This window comes from Planctomicrobium limosum, from assembly GCF_051465645.1.
Taxonomy (GTDB): Bacteria; Planctomycetota; Planctomycetia; order Planctomycetales; family Planctomycetaceae; genus Planctomicrobium.
The window spans coordinates 4258868-4281644 of the sequence record NZ_CP195790.1; the positions used below are offsets into that span (position 1 = coordinate 4258868).

Consider the following 22777-nt stretch of genomic DNA (forward strand, 5'->3'; position numbering starts at 1 on the left):
CGACCTCTTGCTTTCCTGCTGTGACGCCGACAGAACGAGAGCTCGTTCAATCGGACGAAAGGCTGCGTGTGCAATTACGGGGGCAGAATATCTCGTGTCGATTCAGTCTGATGAGATGAAAGGTATTCTGACGAATCATTTTCTGCATGGCTACTTCGCGAACTTCCTGCATGTTTCCAGATGGATTCAATGTGAGATTCAGATCGCCACGGATTGCGTAAACGGCGGCTCTGTGGTGGAGCCGCCGTCGCTTGTGGTATCTTGGGGAGACGTGTATTCGAATTGAGTTTGAGCCGTTTTCGTAAAGTCTTTCAGAACAATGTCTTCGTTCTATCAGTTTGATGTGATTGTCATCGGGGCTGGTCATGCCGGGATTGAAGCGGCATTGGCATCGGCTCGTCTGGGAGCGAAGACAGCACTGCTCACCATGAATTGCGATATGGTTGGGGCAATGAGCTGCAACCCAGCTATCGGGGGTGTGGCCAAGGGGCAGATCGTTCGCGAGATTGACGCCCTTGGTGGCGAGATGGGCAAGTGCATCGACGCGACCGGGATTCAATACCGCATGCTGAACAGTGGCAAGGGCCCTGCCATGTGGAGCCCTCGTGCACAAGCCGACAAGAAGGCATATCAGTTTCTGATGAAGCTGATCGTCGAACAACAGGATAACTTGACGCTTGCTCAGGAGATGGTGGAAGAACTGCTGGTCGAAGGAGACCCAGTCTCGGTTGATATTCGTGAACCAGAGCTGGAACAACGACCACGCATCACCGGTGTGCGAGTCCGTGGGAACGCCGTTTATCATGCCAAGTCGGTGATCGTGACGACTGGAACATTTCTCCAGGCAATCATGCATACAGGAGAAGCGAAAACTGTCGGGGGCCGCGCAGGTGAAGGGACGACCGGCACTGTTTCTGATTGCTTCCGTCGACTGGGTTTTGAACTGCAACGATTCAAGACCGGGACACCTGCCAGACTCAATGGCAGGACAATTGATTTCTCCAGTTTACAGATTCAGCCTGGCGATGACGTTCCAGCGCCGTTCTCTTACATGACAGAGCGTATTCAGCAGGAACAGATTCCTTGCTGGCTGACGGAAACCAATGCTGGAGTCCATGACGTGATTAAGGCCAACTTGCATCGGGCTCCGATGTACAGCGGTCAGATTCAGTCAACTGGTCCTCGTTACTGCCCGTCTATTGAAGATAAGGTCGTTCGGTTTGCCGAGAAGGATTCCCATCAAATCTTTCTGGAACCAGAGGGGCGACATACTCTCGAATATTACTGCAATGGGATCTCGACGAGTCTCCCTCGCGATGTTCAAGAGGCAATGATCCATTCGATCCGAGGGCTGGAGAACGCACAGATCATGCGTTACGGCTATGCGGTCGAATACGATTTTGCCCCACCGACTCAGCTGTATAATACTCTTGAAACCAAACGTGTCGCCGGGTTGTATTTTGCCGGGCAGATTAACGGCACGACGGGCTACGAAGAAGCAGGCGGACAGGGACTCATCGCCGGAGTGAACGCTGTTCTGAAACTGCAGGGGAAAGACCCGTTTGTTCTGGATCGCTCGCAAGCATATCTCGGCGTGCTGATTGACGACCTTGTTACCAAGGGCGTCGACGAACCATACCGCATGTTTACATCACGAGCTGAGTATCGACTGCTGTTGCGTCAGGACAATGCTGATCGTCGCCTGACTCCGATCGGGGAATCTATTGGCCTTGCCGATGCAGAACGTGTCCGTCAGTGGCGGCATTATGAAGACGAGGTTGAGAGAGCGATTCAACTGATTCGCAAGACGCGGCATCAGGGAACAACGCTGGAAGAGTGGTTGCGTCGTCCGGAAATTGAGTGGTCACATCTGTCTGAGATGTCGCCTGATGTCGCGAGTCTCGAAATTTCTCCACGAGCAAAACAGCAGGTGGAGATCGAGACGAAGTACAGTGGCTATGTGAAACGACAGCAGATGGATGTCGAGCGTCAAATCAAAACGCAGTCGATGAAGATTCCTGCTTCGTTCGATTTCAAAGCGGTTCCACAATTGCGATCGGAAGCCAAGGACAAGTTTTCACGAGTTCGCCCTGCTGACCTCGGACAGGCTGGTCGCATCAGTGGCATCACTCCGGCGGATCTCGCGATTCTGACACTCTATATCAAAGAGCCGAAAAAACTCCGCGAGCATTCAGAGCGAATGTGATTTTGCCTGTGCTCGATGTGCTGGGAATTTTTCGTCTCATCTGGAGTGAAATTCGTGAATCGCCCTTCGAAAGATGTCGGAAACTCACAAGCTGGACGACGACCCAATTCACGCCCGAGCAGTGGCTGGTTTATCGGTAGCATTCTGATTGGATTTGTCTGCTACATGGGGTTTTTGATCTGGAGCGGCCATGTCCCGTTCTATGTCGCTTCTCTTTATTTGGCTGTAAGCGTCATCGCGGCTGGCTATTACATCGTTGATAAATACGCAGCAGGGAAAGGGGGGCGAAGAGTTCCTGAAAACACTCTCCTCAGCATTGGATTGTGTTGTGGATGGCCCGGCGCATATCTCGCACAGCGGCTCGTTCGTCACAAAACGTCGAAATCATCCTTTCAGGTTCTCTTTGGTCTCACCGTCATGGTGAACGTTGCGGCGTTCGTACTGTATTCCCAACCAGTTTTACGAAATGCGATTCTGGGAATGCTCGCCACCCCGTCCTCAGGATCTCATTGAGGCTTCTTAGTGATTTGTGTTCAAACGACAAAAAGCCGCTGGGACTAATGTTCCCTGCGGCTTTTTTTGTAGTGACTCATGAACTTGTTGCACCGGCGTTGCAGGTATCTCTGAGCAGACTCCAGAACATTTCCAGAAATCAGACAGTGTCTCTGGCACGCAATATTCAGCCTTTCCCACTTAGGAAGGCTGCAGCACGGCCATATGAGAGAGCGAACCGGTCTAGTTATTGATGCTCTTTTCGTGAGCAATCAGGAACTCAATGAACCGCAGCTGAGCTTGCAGTTTCTTATCGTTCTGATTGGTGACACGACGAGCCGGGCTACGTCGGTAACGCTCTTCTGAAGACCATTCTGAACGGATCTCTTCGCGGCGTCGTGCGATCTCGGTTGTCGTTGGTGCACGACGTGATTTCTTGGCCTGACCTTGAGTGGTTGACTTCTGGATCATTTTGATCTCCTGTCCGCCTGTAATCATTTTGCCAGGCTGGAATGGTCCCGTTTGAGTGAATCGCGTCCTTGGCGGACAACACGCCGCTATAGTTGACGCAGATTTCGGATTCCTCTCTTAATCTCTATCTTGCGTGATTCGGGCGGGCGGAAAAAGTTGCCAAAGTGTTCTCGTTTTGCAACATTCGGCCGCGGAAAGGTGCGGGCTGTAGTGGTTGGGTGGGTTTTGCGTTCACTTCACGTTGGCAAAACAGGACAATGGGGGCGTCAACGTCCTCGGATGATCACAGGACGAAATTAGAAGAACCCTGCACAGTGCGGTTGCTGTACTGAAGTGCGTCACCGAAAATGGTGTTAGAAACAGTGCCCGGCATAACGTGCTTGAATCAGGCGACGTGAAGCAGAGCGAAGTTGATTGAGGTCAGAGAGTGTTCGTGGAGGAGCCATTGTGGAATCCCCCCTGCTGAAATCAGAGTTGGCTTGTCGAACAGATTCAGGCCTCAGTGGAGTTGCCAATCGTGAGTGAAACATTCGGAAAGATGTTGGGACGGATTCCTAGCGGTCTATTTATTCTCACTGCTCGCGGGCCGAACGGAGAAGAGACCGGGATGCTGGCCAGTTGGGTGCAGCAGTCCGGGTTTGAGCCTCCGTCACTGACGGTTGCGGTCAACTCCAAACGCTATTTGCTCGACTGGCTGGGGCAGGGGGCGACCGTGGCACTCAGTCAACTGGGAGACTCGCAGAAGCAGTTGCTCGGGCATTTCGGCAAAGGTTTCGAGCCGGGAGTTCCTGCTTTCGAAGGACTGGCTGTTGATCGCTCTCCTTCCGGCCTGCCTGTTCTGAGCGATTCGCTGGGCTGGATTGAAGGGAGTATTGCCGGGTCACTCGATGCTGGTGACCATGTCGTGCTGCTCGTGCAGGTTGCAACTGCCGAGTCGGGAACGCGACATGAAGCAGAAAAGCCGTGGGTACATCTCCGGAAAAACGGACTGCGATACTAAAGCAATCGCAGGATGCATACAGCGTCTCTGTTACGCGGAATCCCGCCTATCTGTATTCAGGCGGGATTCAGTTCTTCCCTGTGGAAGGCTTCTGCAGAGCCATAGGATTCTGCAAAAGCGACAATTAGCAGCTGCGCTCGATTGAGAGTTCCGGCAGAAGCATCAGAACTTCTTTCGCTGGCGAATCCGGAAGCAATTGGAGTTCCTGCTGGGCTTCGGCCGCAAGCCGTCGTGCCGTCGCGAGTGAGTCATCCAGGGCGCCGGTTTCCTGAATCATGCGCAATACCTGTAGTGTGGCTTCCTGGCTTGGCGTTTCGAGAAGCGTCTGCAATTGCTCAAGCTGCTCTGCATTACAGAGTCGGTGGAGACGAATAATGGGGAGCGTCAGCTTTTGCTGTGCGAGGTCGGTTCCCAGAGTTTTGCCGATGGACGATTCGAGCCCGGTGAGGTCGAGAACGTCGTCCGCAATCTGAAACGCCAATCCGAGCTTGCGTCCAAATCGCTCCATGGCTGAAACGATCGTTGAATTCGCACCTGTATATCGTGCCCCGATTTCACAGGAGACCGCGCAGAGCTCGGCAGTTTTTCCATCAATGATGGAAAAGTATTCGGATTCGGTGAGTGCAAGGTTTCCCCGATTTCGGGTCTGCATCAGCTCACCTTCGCAGACACGGTTCGTTGCGCGGCCGATCAAGCGGCACGCTTCTGCCTTACCGGTGCTGGCAGCCAGGTGAAACGCATGTGTGAAAAGAAAGTCTCCATACAGAACGCTCGTCTCGTTGTTCCAACGGACGTTGACCGTGGCAACATGGCGTCGTACGTCTGCTTCATCCAGAACGTCATCATGCACGAGAGTCGCGGTATGAATCATCTCCACGACGGCGGCGAGAATCAGGTGATCTTCGCTGATCTCTCCAACCGCTTTTGCAACGAGCAGACAGAGCAATGGGCGGAGACGTTTTCCTCGAAAGCGTCGCGTGTGTTCGAGGATGTCACGGATGAAAGGGCTGTCCGACGAGAGTTCGGCGTCGAAACGTGTTTCGACTTCCTGCAACGCTGTCCCGAGGATGGCGTGCGTCCGCTCCAGTAGTTCAGAGACATTCCTTAATTCAGCCATAACCTTCTCAATTCCCGCGCAGCTGCCACTCATTTACCACGCAAACCAAATTCACCTGCCAGAGAGGACGCCCTCCATTCAGGATGGTTCGCACTGGTAACAGGTGTCGTTACCAAAATGCGTCCCATTTCAAAAATGAAGACGTTTTCCCCTTATTCACCCCGGTCTGCAGAGGCGGTTGCGCGCCCATGATAGATCAAAGTCGTTCCAGCGTCCTAGGTAATTCGAGATTTCCGTCGCCCGAACGGAAATTTCCTTCCATGAATCGGGATTGGTTTCGACAACCTGTCGTGAGGAGTCGTCGTAGAACGGCGTTTTCATTCAAAAATGTTCGTATTGTGGGGATCTGACAGCCTTACTGACCACCACTGAGCTCCGGTTTCAGCGGCGGTTTCGCTTCGACCAGAAGTGGAATGACACGTCTGAAGTCCCCTTTGAGGTGGTCTCGGAAGGGAGTCTTTCCTACCATGAGGTCTCGGAGTGTCAACAATACATTTGCAGCCGAATCATCAGGGTCACCGCGTTGCGGGATGTTCGCTCGTGGGCTACGTCGAAATGGCTGCCGTAAGGAGATGGCAATGTCTCGCGGAATGTTTGTTGCTGCGGCAAGCATGGTGGCTCTCTGTGGGCTGGTGTTTTGTGGGCAGCGTGAAGCCTTATCTCAACCGGCTTCCAAGACGAAGGAAGCTGAAGAACGGAAGTCATCGGATCCAGGAGAAAATCCATTTCCCGGGCGATTTCCAGCACCCAGTATCGATGGCGGAACTGACTGGCTGAACACTTCTGGGCCCATTGCTCTGGAAGACCTGCGAGGCAAAATCGTTCTGCTCGATTTCTGGACGTACTGCTGCATCAATTGCATCCACATTCTGCCAGACCTGAAGTATCTGGAAGAGAAGTATCCCAACGAACTCGTTGTGATCGGTGTGCATTCGGCCAAGTTCGAAAACGAACGGGAATCCGACAATATTCGTGAAGCGATCATGCGCTATGAGATCGCTCACCCTGTGATTAACGATTCCAACATGACCATCGCCAGAAAGTACCAGTTCAACAGCTGGCCGACGCTGGTATTGATTGATCCAGAGGGGAATTACGTTGGCAGTCAGCCAGGTGAAGGGCATCGTGAAGTCTTTGATAAAGTCATCGGACAGCTCGCGACCTACCATCGTAAGAAGGGGACTCTCGACGAAACGCCAGTGAAGTTTCATCTGGAAAAAGAAAAGGCGGCCCCAACTCCATTACGGTATCCCGGCAAGATTCTGGCCGACGAAAAAGGGGGACGCCTCTTCATTACCGACAGCAATTACAACCGCATTGTCGTCAGCTCTTTTGATGGGGACTTGATTGACATCATCGGAAGCGGTGCGATCGGTGCGAAAGATGGCGACTATAAAACCGCCTCATTTGATCATCCACAGGGCGTCGCTCTGGTGGGGGACAACTTGTACGTGGCTGATACCGAGAATCACCTGATTCGCAAAGTTGACTTGAACACCAAAGAGGTCACAACGCTCGCAGGAACAGGCGTCCAGTCTCGCGTTCGCCCAACATTTGGTCGTGACGGGAAGTTGCTGAAGACCCCGTTGAACAGTCCTTGGGCGATGATCGAATTGAACGGTACGCTTTATATCGCCATGGCTGGTCCGCATCAGATCTGGCGGCACAAGTTGAACTCCGATGAAATCGGTCCCTTTATTGGAAGCGGTCGCGAAGACATTCTCGATGGAAATCTGCGAGAAGCTGCCTTGGCTCAGCCGTCCGACATTGTGACCGATGGCAAGTCTCTCTTTCACGTTGACAGCGAAGGGTCGGCAATCCGCCGTAACGACATTACTCCACCTGCAAAAGTGGTAACCGTTGTTGGCCCACACGAGTTCCCGAACGGCCGATCTTTGTTCGAGTTTGGTGACATCGACGGAGAAGGGGACGCAGTCCGAATGCAGCATCCAATTGGAATCGCGATTCATGAAGGCATGCTGTACGTCGCTGATACCTACAACGACAAAATCAAACTTGTCGATCCAGTGAAGCGAACGTCAGTCAGCTGGCTGGGGACCGGCACCGCAGGCAACTCTCTCGATCCTGTTGAGTTGAAAGAGCCAGCTGGTCTTGCCGTTGCAGGGGCATACATGTACATCGCTGACACAAATAACCATCGAATCCTGAAAACAGATTTGAAAACCAAGGCGACGACCGAACTGGTCGTGAAGGGGCTCACTCCACCTGTCCTTCAGAAACCGGATCCAAACGAATTGACGGCAGACAACCAAACCGAGTCGCAACCAATCATCGTTGGCAATGGAGTTGCAGCCACTGTGAAGGTGGAGTTCGATTTCCAGCCTGGCTATCACCTCAATGCTGCTGCTCCACTGCTGTATAAGATCACAGTTGTCGACGGAGCAAAGAATCTGATTGCTGAAACAGACCTGAACGTGCGGAAACGTGGAGAATCAGCAGAGAAGACGGGGACAATTTCACTGCCATTGACCGGTGAAAAAGGTCAGGCGACCGTCATGCTGACAATCAACTATCAGTACTGCAAAGACGGAACTGGCGGGCTTTGCAAATTTGGCTCACAACAGTGGAAGCTTCCACTGACAGTGGCCGCAGAAGGCTCGAGTGAAATCAAGTTGAACGTGAAGCCGTAACCGCTTCAGACTGAGTTAAAGCAAAATCGCCACTGGGATTGATTCCAGTGGCGATTTTCTTTTTGGGCTGTCATCAAGTGAGCTGTGATCAAGTGACAGGGGAGATCGTCGGTAATGTTCTCAGGTCGGCGTAGTCACCGCTTTGCACCAGATACGGGAGTCGGGTCATGCCGTCGATCATGATCGGGGCATATTCATCACTGTCCGGCATAGCGGATGTCCCGCGTCGGGCTCGGAGCGAATCGAGTGATGGATACCGTGGGTCCGAAGGATACGAACACAATTGGTCCTGCATCGATGTATCGACGGGATTCGGAGCCAGAGCGGTGAAATGGGTTTCCGGGTGCTCCTTTGACGCTAGCTTAATCAACGCATTCAGTGCGGCCTTCGAGATCCCGTAACCGCCCCATCCTCGCTGCAGGTTAATACCGGCGGAAGAGGAAATGGCGACGACTTGCTTGATCTGAATCGACATGGCATAGAGCTCATCAAGGATGATCTTGTTTGCCCAGACATTGACGTGCATGACGCGGTCAATTTCATCGAGTGGCTGCGTTGCCAGATCTCCAAACGGTCCGAGGATTGCCGCGTTCAACACGACAAGGTCCAGAGATTTGACCCCTTTCAGCAGTCGAGCGAATTCCGGACCGATCTCGTTCGCGTGACTCAGGTCACATGGCACAAAGTGGAAGCGCCCTGAGTCGATGATGCTGGGAGCATTGCGGCTTGTACCGTAAACCTGTGCCCCCAGCTTCAGAAATTCACGAGTCAGGCTCAGCCCAATTCCGGCGCTCACGCCTGTGATGAGAATTCGTTTACCTTGGTAGTCGTTCTGCATCGCACGTGTTTGTTTCTCAAGGAGCAGATGTTCGGTCATGTTTGGGAATCGACAGTGGAGAAAGTCATCTCAATCTGCCGGTGTCGATTTCATGCCGGGTCTGCTCGGTCAGCGTTCAGATTCATTTTGACGATTGAATTCGAACTTCTCAATAAGCGCTCTGCAACTTCTGGAAGATCTCGCCCAGGTTGTCTGGAAGCTTCCTCGCAGTCGCAATCACATCAGCGAATGGCTGTCTGCTTTGGATTCAGGGACTTCATTCCAGGTAATTCGTTCTGGATGCCCCCACTCCTTTTGAAAATACCTTACACTGCCCGATCGAATACCTGTTTCGGCAATGTGCTAGTTGATTTGCATGCATCGACCTGATTGCGCGAACCGACATAGTGCATCTAAGAACAGGGGACTCCCGCTCATGCCAGAGTCCGGCTGCGATTCATATTACACTTGTTATTTTGCCCAATGACATCCACGACTTCAAATCGAGAACTCCGCAATATTCGGTTACGAATTGCATATGACGGGACTCAGTACTCCGGCTGGCAGATTCAGCCTGACCGGATTACCGTGCAAGGTTGCCTTGAACAGGCAATTCGCGAACTGACAGGCGAGTCGTTTCCTGTGCTCTGTGCCGGTCGTACCGATGCGGGTGTGCATTCATTGGGACAGGTGGCGAACTTCAATACGACTTCACTGATTCCGGCTCATAAGTGGCGTCCAGCATTACAGACACGTCTTCCGGAAGACATTGTCGTTCTGGAGTCGGACGAAGTTCCGATGGCGTTTCATTCCACTTTCTCGGCCATTTCAAAGCGCTATCGCTATGTCATTCTGAATCAGGTTGTTGCTGACCCATTTGTGGCGCGCTATAGCTGGCGCATCACTCACGAGCTCGATGTTGAAGCAATGCAGGAAGCTGCGAATCGTCTTCTGGGGACACATGACTTCCGCAGTTTTGAATCGCATTGGCCGAACAAGGCGACAAGTGTGCGAACGGTTCACGAGCTGAAGATCTTCCGCATGCCGAGATGGGAGCTCTTTGTTCCTCAGGCGGTTGCTGATCAACGAGCAGAACCAGTAAACGTGACCGTCCCTGCGAATTCTCAAGGGGAGTTTGTTTGTCTGGAAATCGAGGCTGATGGATTTCTTTACAACATGGTCCGCACAATCGCCGGAACTCTGAGTTACGTTGGGCGTGGAAGTTGGACCGCCGACGATGTTGAACGGGTTCTGAAAGCTCAGGATCGTTCCGTCGCCGGAGGAACGGCACCAGCCTGTGGGTTGTTCATGATTCGTGTCAATTATGACGAAGCAAATTTGGACTATCGTGACCCGCGTTAAATTAGTGGTTCGCAGGCGGAGCGAGATCAACGAGATTGGCGTCTTGAGATCGGCCCACTGTCTTTACTCTTGAAGCGACAGTGTTACTGCTCAGGCTTCTCTTCCTCTGGAGCAGGTTCCGGCTCCGGTTCAGAGATGGAATTCAGCGTTGTGACAACGGATTCTGCCCCCCGACGTGGCCGTGCGAACTGCAGGACTACGCCTGCCTTGCTGTATTCCCACCACTCGATGACACCGTGAGTTGTTGCGATGCGTGTCATTTGGGTGGGCGGGCCTCCCAGTGCGGAAACAACTTGGCGCCGAGTCATTCCTACCGTGACGCGTCCATCTTTCACCGCCTGATCAAGAGGCGAGAGTGGCATCGCGGCGAGTTCCGATTCTCGAATCCAGCGACCATCCACGAGCTTCATCCCATACAACATCAGCCAGTCTTTGGCGGGGGTATACTGCGGATTGACTCGCCATGCTTCAAGATAAAACTGCCGCGCTGTCTCGGTGTCTTTGAGTAATGCCAACCATTGTTCCCCAAGATCGGCCAGCCCTCGGGCGCCTTCCTGGCGGTAACTCGGCTCACGCGCCTGCAACCATTTCTTCTTGGTTTCGATGATGAGTTCAGCAGTTCCTTCCTTCTCCAGTTGTTTGCAGAAGGCGTCCAACTGTCCCCGAGTCATCGTCGGCACCATTTGCGTGCGGTAGTTCAACTCCAGATCTTTAAACTTCTGGGCGAGTTGAAGTTGCTCCGGGACTTGTGAAGCGAGTTTTTCGGCTGTTTCAAACCCGTTCTTTCCTTCCGGGTCAGCGTCTCCCTGAATACGCTCCAATATGACGCTGACAGCGAACAAACGGTTCAATGTCGGTCGTGTTTCAGCAGTGGCTTCTGCATAGATCTGTAATGGGTTCTGCTGATATTTCTCTGCGAGTTCCTTCGGCCAGGTCTTCAGTGCTGCCTGACTTCCTGGAAGTTTTTCGTAGATTGAAGCGATCAGGTTTTCGTACTTTGCACTGCTAAATGGTTCGCGCTTCATGTTGAGATAACTGGCGCGAAGTGATTCGTGCTGAATCCGCTGGACGAGGTCGTCGCCGACATTTTTTGATCGTGCCTTGGCAACGAGAGTGGCGAGCCCGCTTTCATCGCCGGGGTTGATACGGCGAAACTCTGTCAGGATCCCGTTGCGATCGAGATCAATGGCGTCCTTCTCCAGCTCTTTGTCATTGTAGAATTTTGCTCTGGCATGTCCCCAGTCCGCAACCTTGTACCAATCTTCCGGACGAGTCGAATCAATGGTGAATCGCATGGTCCGCAGGCGATCAGTATCGCGTGGCCGGGAGATCAATGTCTGAACGCGGAAGACAAGTTTTCCGTTGTCTTTCTCGATCTTGCCTTTGATTTCGACGACTCCCGTCGTTCCCCGATTTTCTGCCAGCTCCGGCGTCATCAGGAATGTCAATGGGCAGTGCGGAAAGGTCATGGTGTTGCCACTGACGATGGCATACCGGCCTTCAAGTGACCAGACATAATCCGTCAGCACAAAGTCGTCCCAGTTCTCTTTGTGCTGAAGAAACTCTTCGATGGATCGCGCTTGTGCGAATGCGCTCGAACTCGTAACGAGCAGGAACAATCCGGCGATCAGTAATGTGGCAATTGCACCAGATTGATTCTTCATGGCTCACACCCGACGATCTTGGCCTGCTGTTCCAGTCGTTGAACAATCGCATCCTCAGGTGAGGCGAGTGAGAAGTCGAAACCGAGATCTGCATAGGTGCGAGGATGCACCCAGAGGAAGCCCGTCTCAGGATCAAGTTTCAATATCCAGCAATCTTGCTTCTCGTCGCGTTCGCAGTCGGCAATGGCACCGGCAAAGATGCATTCCAGTTTGCCTCCTTTGGGGACGGCCTTTGCGAAATCTGGAAAGTTCACTTCCAGAATCGCATTGCCGGTGATTCCGTTGCCGTGCATAGGCAACTTTACTTCAAACCGCCTCCGCCGTGATTTCTCTGGCGTGACATCTTCAACGACTGCTTCGACAACGAGCCACTGATTCAGGTGTCGGTCAGCAAGTCGGTTCTTGATCTTCGCTGGTTGCTTCTGTTCGTTGAATTTCTGTACTGCCTGCTGAAAGATCTCGTCGATTGAGTCTGCACAAAGATGGGTCATCGCCCTTGATTCATAAAAGGCATAGCGGATTGCCTGAGCATCAGGATCTGACCGCCCGAGACGATTCAGTGCGATGGTCGCGGATTCCAATGGGGAACGTGCATCGAGCCACTTTCCCTCTTCGAAGAGTTCGAGCCCCTGTTTTCCTGCCGCAGATGCAACTGCAGCGGCGTTCGCGAATTGAGCCTGTCGCAGAATCCAGAACATCGTGAACAGGGCGATCACGGTGACTGCGATCCCAAACCCAAGAAACCGCTTCCAGAAAGAGGGGCGAGTTGGGATCTGGATTTTGTTCTTCGGGATCTTCACCTTTCCCTGCGGAGTTTGAGAACGTACTTCCGCTTTCGCCAGTGGTGCTGCGACCGGTCGAGTCGTCGCGCTCTTTTGTTTCGGGGCCTTGGGACGCGGTTGTTCAGGTGCCGCGGAATCCGGTGTCGATCGAGTTCGCTTCTTCAGCTTGCTGATCGATTGAGGACCTGGACCAAAATCGTCGTCCTCTTTCTTATTCGTTGATGGCGATTTCTCAACAGGTGCGACCGGAATGGGGTAAACATTTCGCGGTAGAACAAAGATCGAGCGGCCACAAGATTTACATTGAAGCTCTTGCTGGCGTTGCCTTCTCAGACCGGTATGTTCCTGGCCACATTCACACGTCAGACCGAATGGCTGCGGGGACTCTGGTTGCCCACGCTGGAAAAGATCCTTGGTTTTAGAAAACCAGCCACTCATTTCGAATTATCCGACTGGACTTGTGAGGAGGACTCCGCACGCAACAGGTCTCAACAACAAGGACGACCACTTCTGAAGAGCTTGTTGCGGGAAGACTCGGTCGAGTTCCCGAGCATCAGTTTATCTGCCGAGTCTTTGACCGACCAGAACGAACAACGCATTCAGGATCGAATTAGATCAAAGCGTTGCTCGATTTTTTGAATAGCGACTGATGGCAACTGAGGAAATTACTGCAGATTAAGCGAGCGATTGGACGTAACGCTCCAGTGCATTTTTCCAATCTGGGAGCAGCTGTCCGGTCACCTGCATCGCTTTTTGGCAATCGAGAACGCTGTATCGCGGTCGTTGTGCCCGTGTCGGGTATTCCTTTGATGGAATGGGAATGACGGGGGTCGATTTGCCTGCGAATTGAAGTGCTGCCTGAGCGACTTCATACCAGGTTGTTGCTCCTGTGTTGGTCACATGATAAAGCCCGAATTCGGTGGTTTGAATCAGAGCAGCAATCATGCTGGCGACGTCTGTGGTGGAACTCGGAGTGCACCGCTGGTCGTTCACGATGCGCAGTTCATCTCGTTCGTCTGCCAGTCTCAGTATTGTTTTGACGAAGTTCCCTTTGGCCTTGGTTTCAGCGAGTCCGTACAGCCCGCAAGTGCGAACGATAAAGGCCTGAGACAAGTGCCGTTGAACGGCTGATTCACCGGCGAGCTTGCTTCGACCATAGACATTGACCGGCGCGGGGACATCGTCTTCTGTATAGGGAGTTTGATGCTCGTGGTCGGCGCCGAAGACATAGTCCGTGCTGACGTGAACAAGCGTTGCCCCGTAAGAATGGCACCAGTGTGCAAGGTTCTCAGGGCCGATGGCGTTCACTTGAAAAGCAGTCGCAGAATCGTCTTCTGCTTTGTCGACGAGATTGTAAGCCGCCGTGTTGATGAGAATTTCAGGGCGGAGCTGATTTAAGACGTCATTCACACCATGTTGATTGACAATGTCAATCTGTTCATGGGTGAGGGGAATGGCATGGGGAAGGACCTTCATCAGATCCGACCCCAATTGCCCCTTGGCTCCAATGACAGCGATCCGTTGCATGAGAGACCTCAAAGATCAGTCGCTGAATTAGGCATGACCTGACAACGTGAATGATGTCACATTGCCAGGTCATGTTTGCAAATTGTTCTTACTCCAGCCCGAGCACATCGGACATGGTGTAAATGCCGGCCGATTTTCCTGCCACAAATTTTGCAGCAGTCAAAGCCCCATAGGCATAGCTGTCGCGGGTATGACCGCGAACATAGACTTCCAGTGTTTCACCCATCATACCGAAGACAATCTGGTGTTCCCCGACATTGTCGCCGGTCCGCAACGCGTGATATCCGATTTCGTTGCGAGGACGTTTTCCGGTCTGTCCGTGACGTCCGTGGACCTGTTCGGTCTGGCCCATTTCGTTGGCCACGATCTCGCCGAACTTCAGGGCGGTGCCACTCGGAGCATCTTCTTTGAAGCGGTGGTGTCGTTCGACGATCTCGACATCGATGCCGCTGGAGACGTCTTTCAAGGCTTTTGATGCCTGGCCGACGAGCTTCATCGCAATGTTCACTGCGAGGCTCATGCTCGGCGATTGAACGATTGCAGTTTCCTGAGATGCAGTGAGAATCTCTGAACGCTGTTGTGGAGAGAGACCTGTTGTTGCTTCAACCAGAGGAATGCGACGTGTTGCACATTGTTTGGCAATGTCGACCGCCCCTTCAGGTGTTGAGAAGTCGATGATGACATCAACATGAGAAGGAATTTCGGCGGTGAACGGAATCCCGATATTGCCGATTCCGGCATGCTCTCCGGCGTCTTTACCGAGCACTTTGCTGCCGGAATACTCAATTGCTGCAACGATTTTTAACTCTGAATCGGCGCAGGCCAGTGCAATCAGGCGTTGCCCCATGCGTCCGGCCGCTCCGGCGATGGCAACTCGAATGGGATCCGACATGACGTAATCTCTGTTCCAGAAAATGTCTTTGAAAACATGGACCGTTGGCTTCAATTCATAGTCGGCGGACAGTCCAGACTCATACTGCACAATAGAGCAGATTTTTTCTTCCTCTGCAGGCGTCAGCAGAGTGGAAGATTGGAATTATGTCTCTCTTGAACGATTTGTTCCATCGCCCGTCGATTGAACAGGCGACGCTGGTCTATGGAAGTGGAATGTGTGTCACCTGCATTGTATTCAGGTCGACGATTGCAAATGAGAGCGGTGTCGCCCGATAGAGTGCCCCGGGGTTGAGCACAAGGGTTTTCCCCTCCATATGGTGTTCGAACTTGTGAGTGTGGCCATAGCAGACAAGATCATACTTGTTGCTTTGGATGGTGTTGTGAAATCGGGCGTGATCGTCGCTGTGCAGGAAAGCGATCTTGCGGTCGGCGAGCTCAATTTCCCCAAACCGATCATGGCACATCTGCCCTGCGTCTTTGATGGTGGCTCGGAGTTCCGCAGTATCAAAGTCGCAGTTGCCAAAGACAAAATGTGTCGGCCATTCTGCGAACAAGGGAATGATACCAGCGGAAACGATGTCCCCGCAGTGAATCACGGCTTCGATGGGGTAACTCTCAAGTCGAGCGATTGCCTGCATTGTGTTCTGAACACTCCCATGAGTGTCGCTGACAACACCAATTAGCATTTCCATTCCTCCCAAGGGGGCGAGTACTGTGTCGGGATGGACGTGTCAGGCAACGGCTGCATTACGCTCACACGATGGCTTTGTCCGGTCTAAGGTATTCTGCTTTCGTTGTTTATGGGGATTCCGATGTGTGGTTTGCAAGTCGCTATTCAGAAGATCCCGGGAAGTTTCTCGAAAATGCATCGGACAGGAAAATAAGGTATTCCAGTAACGATGATCGAGGTCATGATGAGAGGCAATTCGCAGAGACCAGGTACGCTTTGGAGAGTTGCCAAAACAGGTGAGGATCCTGTTTCCAGTGGCGTATCAACTTTAACTCAGATGTTGAGTCAGGCGTGAATTCCTGGCTGTGAGTTGATCCCCCGGCAAGAACAGATTGGGCATGCGACCATACGTGGCGCTTGTCGAGTTCTGTCAATGGGGTGGTCTCAATGGGTAATGAGAAGGAACGACCATGAAGAATTTGCTTGCACTTGCGTTGGTATTTGGAGCGGCATCAACAAGCGTCGGGAGCCAGGCGTCACCGATTCAGGCCCCTGCGAAAGTTCCTTCCGGAGTGGTTCATGTTCAGGGAGTGAATCCACATCATGTGAACCGAATTCAGCCGATTCCTGACGTCCAACCAGGCACCGTCATTGGCGACGCTTCCGGTGTCCAGCTAGTTCCACTGTACAAAGATGTGAAGGTGTTGTTTCCGAAGAACATTGCTCCATGTGCGGTGCGAAAGGTGGTGGCAGTACCAGATCCTTGCAACCCCTGCTGCTGTGTCTTTGTCGAGATTTGTGTTCCGCCATGTGGGTGTGAAGAAGTGGTCACCGTTCACCCACGGTTGGATCGCGTGACATTTGATTACGGCGAATACCGTGTTCGCATTACAGAGCGAAAAGGAACGCTGGTCATTGCCTATTTGAAGTAAGGCAGCGTCAACGCGAGACGTGGAACGTGTTTGAGTAGAAATGAAGAGAGCCAGCCTGACAATGTGTCAGGCTGGCTCTTGTCTTGATGTGACTATCACGAATGCCGTAACGGCCTGTTGCTATTTCGCATTCCGGATGGAATAGAGGTTAGCACCGGTTCTCAACAGGATCTCGTTGTCCACCAGCACTGGAGTTGCATAGGTGGTGTCGTCATTGCCAAGAGGATTGGTCCCTTTCACACTCTTGTCGTTCAGGTCGACAACAAATGTCTTCCCATCTTCGCGAGTGTAATAGAGCATGTTTCCTGAGATGACAGGAGAGGAACTGTAGTTGTTGCGGTTCTTTTCGAGAGTCTCAGACCAGAGTTCTTCTCCAGTCTGGCTGTTCAGGCACGTGATCACTCCTTTGTCGGAAGCGACCAGAACCTTGTCTTCAAACGCCGCAGGTGTCGGGACATCGGAACCAATGTCCTTCTTCCAGAGGACGTGTGACTCCGTGACGTCGCCATTGCCCCCGAGGCGAATCGCGGTCAATGTCTTCCCACGTGCATACGGTGCGATGACAACGTCCCCGACGATGACCGGAGACGCGATTGAGCGGAAGTAACGTTCTTGATCTGGATTCAGAGTGCCAACGCGCCAGAGTTCTTTTCCGTCGCTGGCGGCATGACAGGTGACGTGATCGGCGCCCAGCACAACGATCTGTTCCTGGCCTTTATAGTTCGTGACGACAGGAGTGGTGTAACTCTGAGCCGACTCGTCCGGTGCGCTCAGGATGCGATCGACTTTCCAGGCAAGGTTTCCAGTCTCCGGGTCAAACGCAGCGAGGTACGATGGACCGGATTGCATGCAGGCGACGACGATGTGCTTGGAGGTCAGCACTGGTGAAGTACCAAGGTCCCACCAGAGGGTATCTTCGCCGAATTCCTTCTGGAGATTCTTGTGCCAGAGAACTTTCCCTGACCAGTCGAGAGCAGCGAAGTCTCCACTCTTGAAGTAGACGAAAATGCGTTTGCCATCGGTCACTGGAGAAGGATTTGAACCGCTGGCTTTCTTGTGCTTCCCGGGACGTTCTTTGCCGAGCTTAACTCGCCAGAGTTCTTTGCCGGCGCGATCGAAGGCCATGACCCCGTTTTCTTCTTCAATGGGCAGGGTCAGGACGATCTTGTCTTCATAGACAATCGGGGTGGAACTGGATCGGCCGGGCAGTGGGGTCGACCAGGCGATATTCGTTGATTCGTCCCATTGGACGGGATACTTGCCTGGCGAGACATTGCCGTTCAGGGATGGGCCACGCCAATTGGTCCAGGCGTCTCCGGCGTTGGCGACCGAGGCGGCGCATGCCATGATCAGGCTGGCGAAGATCTGTGCTTTCCAGCTGGTGGAATTGACCTTGGTGCTCGCAGTTGTGCCTGCCACCGAAGTCTCATTTCCAGTTGAAAATTGCATTGGGATGTCTCCTCAACGAGGGGGGTAGGTCTGCAATTAAGTACCGAACAGACTCGATGTTTTGTCCTGTTCAGCGCGTGTTTGCAACGGCCGTGCTCTGCAGGTGCGATGACCGGGGCTGACTGGTCCAAATCGTCGCAGCATGCTTATTTGATTATGGCGGCCGAGATGGGTCAACGGAAGTTGATCGGTAGGGGATTTTATGCGAAGTCGAAATTGAAGGCCGGCGAGGGCAGGGGCCAGACCGAACCGTCCAGATACAACAAATGCCCCGATGTTGAACATCGAGGCATTTGATGGAATTTCCAGAGTGAACGCGAACAATGTTGTTCGCGTTCACCAAGTCTCTTCTGCAGAGCGATTAGCCAATGCGGCCAACAGCTTTTGGTTCTTCTTTAACTGGCTGTTCTGACTTCTGTGGCAGAGTCGAACGGCCCTGGCTGATTGAGCTGGCCAGGTAGTTCAAGATGATACGGATTGATCGGATACTGTCGTCGTTACCTGGGATTGGCAGGTCGACCAGATCTGGATCGGAATCGGTATCGATCAGAGCAACAGTTGTCACTCCGAGCAGCTTGGCTTCGTGAATACAGTTGTGCTCTTTGCTTGGGTCGACGATCACGATCGCTTCTGGCAAGCGATTCATTTCGCGAATACCGCCCAGGTTGCGGCGAATCTTGTTCAGTTCTCGACGCAGACGTGACTGTTGCTTCTTGGAGAAGGTTGCCAGAGTTCCTGAGGTTTCCAGGTTCTCAAGCTCTTCGAGACGCTTCAGGCGTGAACGAATGGTACGGAAGTTTGTGAGCGTACCTCCGAGCCAGCGCTCTGTGCAGTATGGCATTCCGCAAGCTTCAGCAGCCTGGCGAACAGTGTCAACTGCCTGTCGCTTGGTACCGACGAAGAGGATCAGGCTTCCTTGAGCCGAAACCTTGTACAGGTACTTCTGAGCGCGAACCAGACCTCGGATGGTTTCCTTGAGGTCGATAATGTGAATGTTGTTGCGCTTGCCGTAGATGTACGGACGCATTTTCGGGTTCCACTTGCTGGTCTTGTGACCGAAGTGAACACCGGCTTCCAGAATGTCTTTTACGACGATGTCTGACACGGATTGCTCCTGAGATTCATTAAACCGGGATCGAAAGTGATCCGGCGCGATTCTTTCCGTGATTCCAGCTCTCTTTGCGAATGCTTCGCTCGGATGGCTCAGAAATCAGGCCCTGCAACCTGCAACACCGCAAGTCGACAAGCCTTAAGGCTCGTTCAGGGAATGGCCGATTATGGTAGCGAATTCGCTGCGAGATCGTCAAACAGGTCGACGGTTGACTCAACTTACGTGCCTCGAAGGGGTTACGTTCGGCGAATTGCGCTGCTCGCAGATTTGCGTCGGGTTCGATCGCCCATCAAGGCAAAACCTCCTGTCGTTCAAATGCTTACAGATAAGGGATCGCCATACGAACGATGCCGTCCCTAAGCCGGATCGGCAGTGTGCGTGCCTGCAGGTCTGAGAGTGTTTTTCGATGACTTCGTTTGGCTTTGTCGTCGACGATGTCTGAGAGTGCCGCGACCAGATCGCGGTCATAACATTCCATGTTGAATTCGAAGTTCAATCGCAGGCTTCTCGGGTCCCAGTTGCTGGATCCAATCAACGCCCAGTCATTGTCGATCAGGAGCAGCTTGGTGTGATCGAATGGTTCCGGGGTGAGATACACTTCACAACCTCGCTCCAGGACATTCATGATCGGGTCTGTTGATGCCCATTGGACGAAGCGGATGTTATTGACCTGAGGGACCAGAATTCGAACACGAACTCCCCGCATGGAAGCGACGTTGAGTGCGGAAAGGATCGCAGAATCCGGGAGGAAGTACGGAGTGACAATATCAATCCGCTCCTCTGCGATTGCGATCGCCCCGAGCAACACGAGGCGAATTTTGTCGAAGTCGGAATCCGGGCCATCAGGAATTCCACGCACCCTCACTTCTCCGTGATGCTCTGGAGGGGCGAACCAGGTTGCGCCTTCCAGCTTTTCGCCATTGGCAAAGTACCAGTCAGTGACGAAAGTCTCCTGAATGTGATGCACCGCCGGGCCTTCAATGCGGAAGTGAATGTCCTGAACCGGATGCGTTGTGGTCCAGTCGCCACGGCAACCTTCTCGAATGTTCATCCCTCCTGTAAATCCCACGGCTCCATCGACGACCATCATTTTGCGATGAAGTCGCAAGTTGGCGTAAGAGGCCAGCCAGGGGCGAAATGTCGGGAGGAAGGTTGCAACGGGAATGTTCTCATGCTGCAAAATCTGAACGATCGACGGTTTCGAATAACGTGATCCGACATAGTCAATCAGCACGCGAATCTCGACACCACGTTTCAGGGCATTGGATAACGCGGTGACAAACTCCTTGCCTGCACGATCACTGTCGAAGATGTAGGTGCAGAGCGTGATCGACTTCTTTGCAGCTTCGATCTCTTTGATCATGGCCGGATAGGCCACTTCACCACCTTTGAGTGGAGTTACAGAGTTTCCCAGAAGCAGTGCTTTGCCGGTGACATGCCTCGCGACAGCTTCGAGTCGTCCTTCAAATGGAAGGTGAAGTCGGGTTGCCGCATTTTCAACAAAGTTCCCACGAATCAGTTTCTCGCGGTAATGGCGATCTCGTGATCGCTGAATGCGTTGCCCTTTGCGTTGGATTCGATTGATTCCAAAGCAAATGTAAAGAATCGATCCGACGAATGGAGAGAGCCAGATCAGGCCGACCCAGCCCAGTACGCTTTGCGTTTCGCGTTTGTAAAGAACGGCGTGCAAGGACGTGTAGATTGCCAGAAGTCGCTCGCCGATTGCAACGAGAACTGCCCAGAATTGGAACCATTCGCTCATGGCTAAAGAGCCTTGTTGGTGATGTATGCAGTTTTGCTGGATCGAGATGAACTGAATTCAGGCACAGATTCAGTCAGAGTGAGCTGACACAGGCAGGTGTCGTCTCCGAGTCTGTTCCTGTTTATCACTCTCCGCAAGATTGGTCCATTCAGTTTTTATGTGATCGGATGTGAATGAATAGATTGCTGTAAATGGAATCAATTCTCCAGCCCTGAAACAGAAACAAGGCTGGACCCTCGTGTTGAAAGAGGATTCCAGCCTTGTTGTTGATCAGCTGAGGTCACTGTGGGGACCGTGGCCTGATACAGGCGATTCCCGCAGCGTCTCAGAGCTTTCGCGAGTCGAAATCAGACCGAACTATTCTGGCAGGCGGCCTGGTTCGACTTTCGGGAACTCCCCGGTGCAAGCTTCCATGAAGGCCACCAGATCCAGCTTTTCCTGCTGGGTCAGTTTGAGAGCCTTGATCTTGTCACTGAGGTTCTTGTTGGCAATTCCACCTCGGTCGTAGTACTCAACAACTTCCATCAGAGTTTGCAGGCTTCCGTCGTGCATATACGGAGGAGACGAGGCGACGTTGCGGACAGTCGGGGTTTTGAATGCTCCCCAATCCTTTGGATTGTTTGTGATCGCACCGCGGCCGGCGTCAACCTCTTTTGCTGTTGCGCCGACTCCGAGGTTGTGGTACTGCTCGTCAGTCAGGTTCGCCCCGACGTGGCAAGCTGCACAGTTGGCTCGTTCGCTGAAGTACAGGCGATGGCCGCGAATGGCACTTTCGGACATCGGAGACTTTTTCAGTCCGGATTTCACTTCATTGATCTGGGCGGCAACCTTTGGGTCGTCTTCGATCAGCTCTGCCAGATCTTCTGGATCCAGCTTGGCGAACCGCAGTGACTCTTCATAGAAGTCGTATGGGGATGGCCCGGTGACGATGGCGCGTTCAAATGTGGCGATCGCTTTGCCAACGTTGTCGATGTTCAGTGAGTCCTTACCGAAGACGGTTTCGAAGGCATATGCGTATCCAGGAATCTTCTTGAGGGTGCTCACACAGACATCATGTGTGTTTCCCATTTCAATTGGATTCGCGATTGGCCCGATGGCTTGTTCTTCCAGGCTTGCAGCGCGACCGTCCCAGAACTGAAGGTCTGAAAGAATTCGGTTGTAGCTGACTGGTGAGTTCCGGCCCCCTTCGAGACCTTTGATGCCGATCCCGAATTGTGTGGTTCGGCCGTATCCTTCGTTGTGATCGTGACAGCTCGCGCAACTGATCGTGCCGTCAGCCGACAGGCGTGGATCAAAGTAGAGCTGTCGCCCCAACTCGATCTTTGCACGAGTCATCGGGTTCTTGTCGAGCCCCTTGATCGATGCTGAACCAGCGGCCAGTCCGAGCGGCAGTTTCACCTTCAGTTCGGCATGGTTCTTTGGATCGTTGAACCACTTCTTGATTTCTTCAAGCTTCAATGGGCCTGATCCAGGAATCCCGGTCAACAGGTCACCGCTCCCCAGCAGCACTTCTTCTGTGGCCGCTGGTTTGGTCGGTGCTGAAGAGTGGGACCACTGCGAAACTGCAGTAGCGCCAACGAGGGTCAGTCCACCTAGCACGAGGGAAAGTCGCAGAGGGAGTTTCATGAAGTTCAAGTCGTTCAATCTGGAGGGACGGCGGGTGTGGGATACTGCCAGTGAATCACTTGCAGCGAAATGGTCAAACAAATGAGTTAGGCATTCAGTGGTGCCAAAACACCTGTTCAATCAATATCGGCGAGCAGGACTTCCGGTGTTCCGGTTGGCACGTCCGGCATGCCGTAAGAACGATTGGTGGAGGATTGTAGGCAGTTATTGCACTGCATCCACAAAAAATCTCATACTTCTATAG

General features: G+C 52.8%; 18 protein-coding genes. 6 read left to right on the forward strand and 12 right to left on the reverse strand.

Annotated elements, in window-relative coordinates; translation table 11 throughout:
• Positions 1 to 319 precede the first annotated feature (319 nt).
• Entirely contained in the window at positions 320 to 2206 is a 1887-nt protein-coding gene (mnmG, locus tag SH527x_RS16270) for a tRNA uridine-5-carboxymethylaminomethyl(34) synthesis enzyme MnmG (RefSeq protein WP_437191733.1), read from the forward strand.
• Positions 2207 to 2260: 54 nt separating this feature from the next.
• On the forward strand, positions 2261 to 2719 hold the full coding sequence (locus SH527x_RS16275) for a DUF1294 domain-containing protein (protein WP_437191734.1): 459 nt from the start codon (positions 2261 to 2263) through the stop codon (positions 2717 to 2719).
• 222 nt (positions 2720 to 2941) lie between these two features.
• Here the strand turns inward: SH527x_RS16275 and SH527x_RS16280 are convergent, their stop codons facing one another.
• On the reverse strand, positions 2942 to 3169 hold the full coding sequence (locus SH527x_RS16280) for a hypothetical protein (protein ID WP_437191735.1): 228 nt from the start codon (positions 3167 to 3169) through the stop codon (positions 2942 to 2944).
• A 517-nt stretch (positions 3170 to 3686) separates the two neighbouring features.
• Here SH527x_RS16280 and SH527x_RS16285 point away from each other — a divergent pair.
• Positions 3687 to 4169, forward strand: a complete 483-nt coding sequence (locus tag SH527x_RS16285) for a flavin reductase family protein (RefSeq protein ID WP_437191736.1) — start codon at positions 3687 to 3689, stop codon at positions 4167 to 4169.
• Positions 4170 to 4293: 124 nt separating this feature from the next.
• Here SH527x_RS16285 and SH527x_RS16290 read toward each other — a convergent pair whose 3' ends face one another.
• Positions 4294 to 5286, reverse strand: a complete 993-nt coding sequence (locus SH527x_RS16290) for a polyprenyl synthetase family protein (protein WP_437191737.1) — start codon at positions 5284 to 5286, stop codon at positions 4294 to 4296.
• A gap of 467 nt (positions 5287 to 5753) precedes the next feature.
• On the opposite strand from SH527x_RS16290, the gene SH527x_RS16295 reads away from it, so the two are divergent.
• Positions 5754 to 7937, forward strand: a complete 2184-nt coding sequence (locus tag SH527x_RS16295; RefSeq protein WP_437191738.1) for a thioredoxin-like domain-containing protein — start codon at positions 5754 to 5756, stop codon at positions 7935 to 7937.
• Between the two features lie 88 nt (positions 7938 to 8025).
• Here SH527x_RS16295 and SH527x_RS16300 read toward each other — a convergent pair whose 3' ends face one another.
• Positions 8026 to 8814 carry an SDR family NAD(P)-dependent oxidoreductase gene (locus tag SH527x_RS16300; protein ID WP_437191739.1) on the reverse strand — a complete coding sequence of 263 codons (789 nt, stop codon included), beginning with the start codon at positions 8812 to 8814 and terminating at the stop codon, positions 8026 to 8028.
• A 423-nt stretch (positions 8815 to 9237) separates the two neighbouring features.
• On the opposite strand from SH527x_RS16300, the gene truA reads away from it, so the two are divergent.
• The gene (truA, locus tag SH527x_RS16305; RefSeq protein ID WP_437191740.1) at positions 9238 to 10116 is read left to right on the forward strand and encodes a tRNA pseudouridine(38-40) synthase TruA; all 879 of its coding nucleotides are present in this window, start codon (positions 9238 to 9240) and stop codon (positions 10114 to 10116) included.
• Between the two features lie 83 nt (positions 10117 to 10199).
• On the opposite strand, the gene SH527x_RS16310 is transcribed toward truA, so the two are convergent.
• The 5 genes from SH527x_RS16310 to SH527x_RS16330 all read right to left on the reverse strand — a co-directional run bounded on the left by SH527x_RS16310 (position 10200) and on the right by SH527x_RS16330 (position 15669).
• Entirely contained in the window at positions 10200 to 11780 is a 1581-nt protein-coding gene (locus tag SH527x_RS16310; RefSeq protein WP_437191741.1) for a hypothetical protein, read from the reverse strand.
• Entirely contained in the window at positions 11777 to 13000 is a 1224-nt protein-coding gene (locus SH527x_RS16315; RefSeq protein ID WP_437191742.1) for a hypothetical protein, read from the reverse strand. The genes SH527x_RS16310 and SH527x_RS16315 overlap by 4 nt, the downstream gene beginning before the upstream one ends.
• A 237-nt stretch (positions 13001 to 13237) precedes the next feature.
• On the reverse strand, positions 13238 to 14089 hold the full coding sequence (gene rfbD / locus SH527x_RS16320) for a dTDP-4-dehydrorhamnose reductase (RefSeq protein ID WP_437191743.1): 852 nt from the start codon (positions 14087 to 14089) through the stop codon (positions 13238 to 13240).
• An 88-nt stretch (positions 14090 to 14177) separates the two neighbouring features.
• Positions 14178 to 14981, reverse strand: a complete 804-nt coding sequence (gene dapB, locus SH527x_RS16325) for a 4-hydroxy-tetrahydrodipicolinate reductase (RefSeq protein WP_437191744.1) — start codon at positions 14979 to 14981, stop codon at positions 14178 to 14180.
• 202 nt (positions 14982 to 15183) lie between these two features.
• Positions 15184 to 15669: a metallophosphoesterase family protein gene (locus SH527x_RS16330; protein ID WP_437191745.1), complete on the reverse strand. Its 486-nt coding sequence runs from the start codon at positions 15667 to 15669 to the stop codon at positions 15184 to 15186.
• A gap of 454 nt (positions 15670 to 16123) precedes the next feature.
• On the opposite strand from SH527x_RS16330, the gene SH527x_RS16335 reads away from it, so the two are divergent.
• On the forward strand, positions 16124 to 16585 hold the full coding sequence (locus tag SH527x_RS16335; protein ID WP_437191746.1) for a hypothetical protein: 462 nt from the start codon (positions 16124 to 16126) through the stop codon (positions 16583 to 16585).
• A 120-nt stretch (positions 16586 to 16705) separates the two neighbouring features.
• On the opposite strand, the gene SH527x_RS16340 is transcribed toward SH527x_RS16335, so the two are convergent.
• The 4 genes from SH527x_RS16340 to SH527x_RS16355 all read right to left on the reverse strand — a co-directional run bounded on the left by SH527x_RS16340 (position 16706) and on the right by SH527x_RS16355 (position 22533).
• A complete protein-coding gene (locus tag SH527x_RS16340) occupies positions 16706 to 18034 on the reverse strand; it encodes an outer membrane protein assembly factor BamB family protein (RefSeq protein WP_437191747.1) in 1329 nt (442 codons plus the stop codon).
• 361 nt (positions 18035 to 18395) lie between these two features.
• On the reverse strand, positions 18396 to 19139 hold the full coding sequence (gene rpsB / locus SH527x_RS16345; RefSeq protein WP_437191748.1) for a 30S ribosomal protein S2: 744 nt from the start codon (positions 19137 to 19139) through the stop codon (positions 18396 to 18398).
• A 325-nt stretch (positions 19140 to 19464) separates the two neighbouring features.
• Positions 19465 to 20907 (reverse strand): phospholipase D-like domain-containing protein, encoded by a 1443-nt coding sequence (locus tag SH527x_RS16350; protein ID WP_437191749.1) that lies wholly within the window; start codon positions 20905 to 20907, stop codon positions 19465 to 19467.
• 357 nt (positions 20908 to 21264) lie between these two features.
• A complete protein-coding gene (locus SH527x_RS16355; RefSeq protein ID WP_437191750.1) occupies positions 21265 to 22533 on the reverse strand; it encodes a cytochrome-c peroxidase in 1269 nt (422 codons plus the stop codon).
• Between the last annotated feature and the right edge of the window lie 244 nt (positions 22534 to 22777).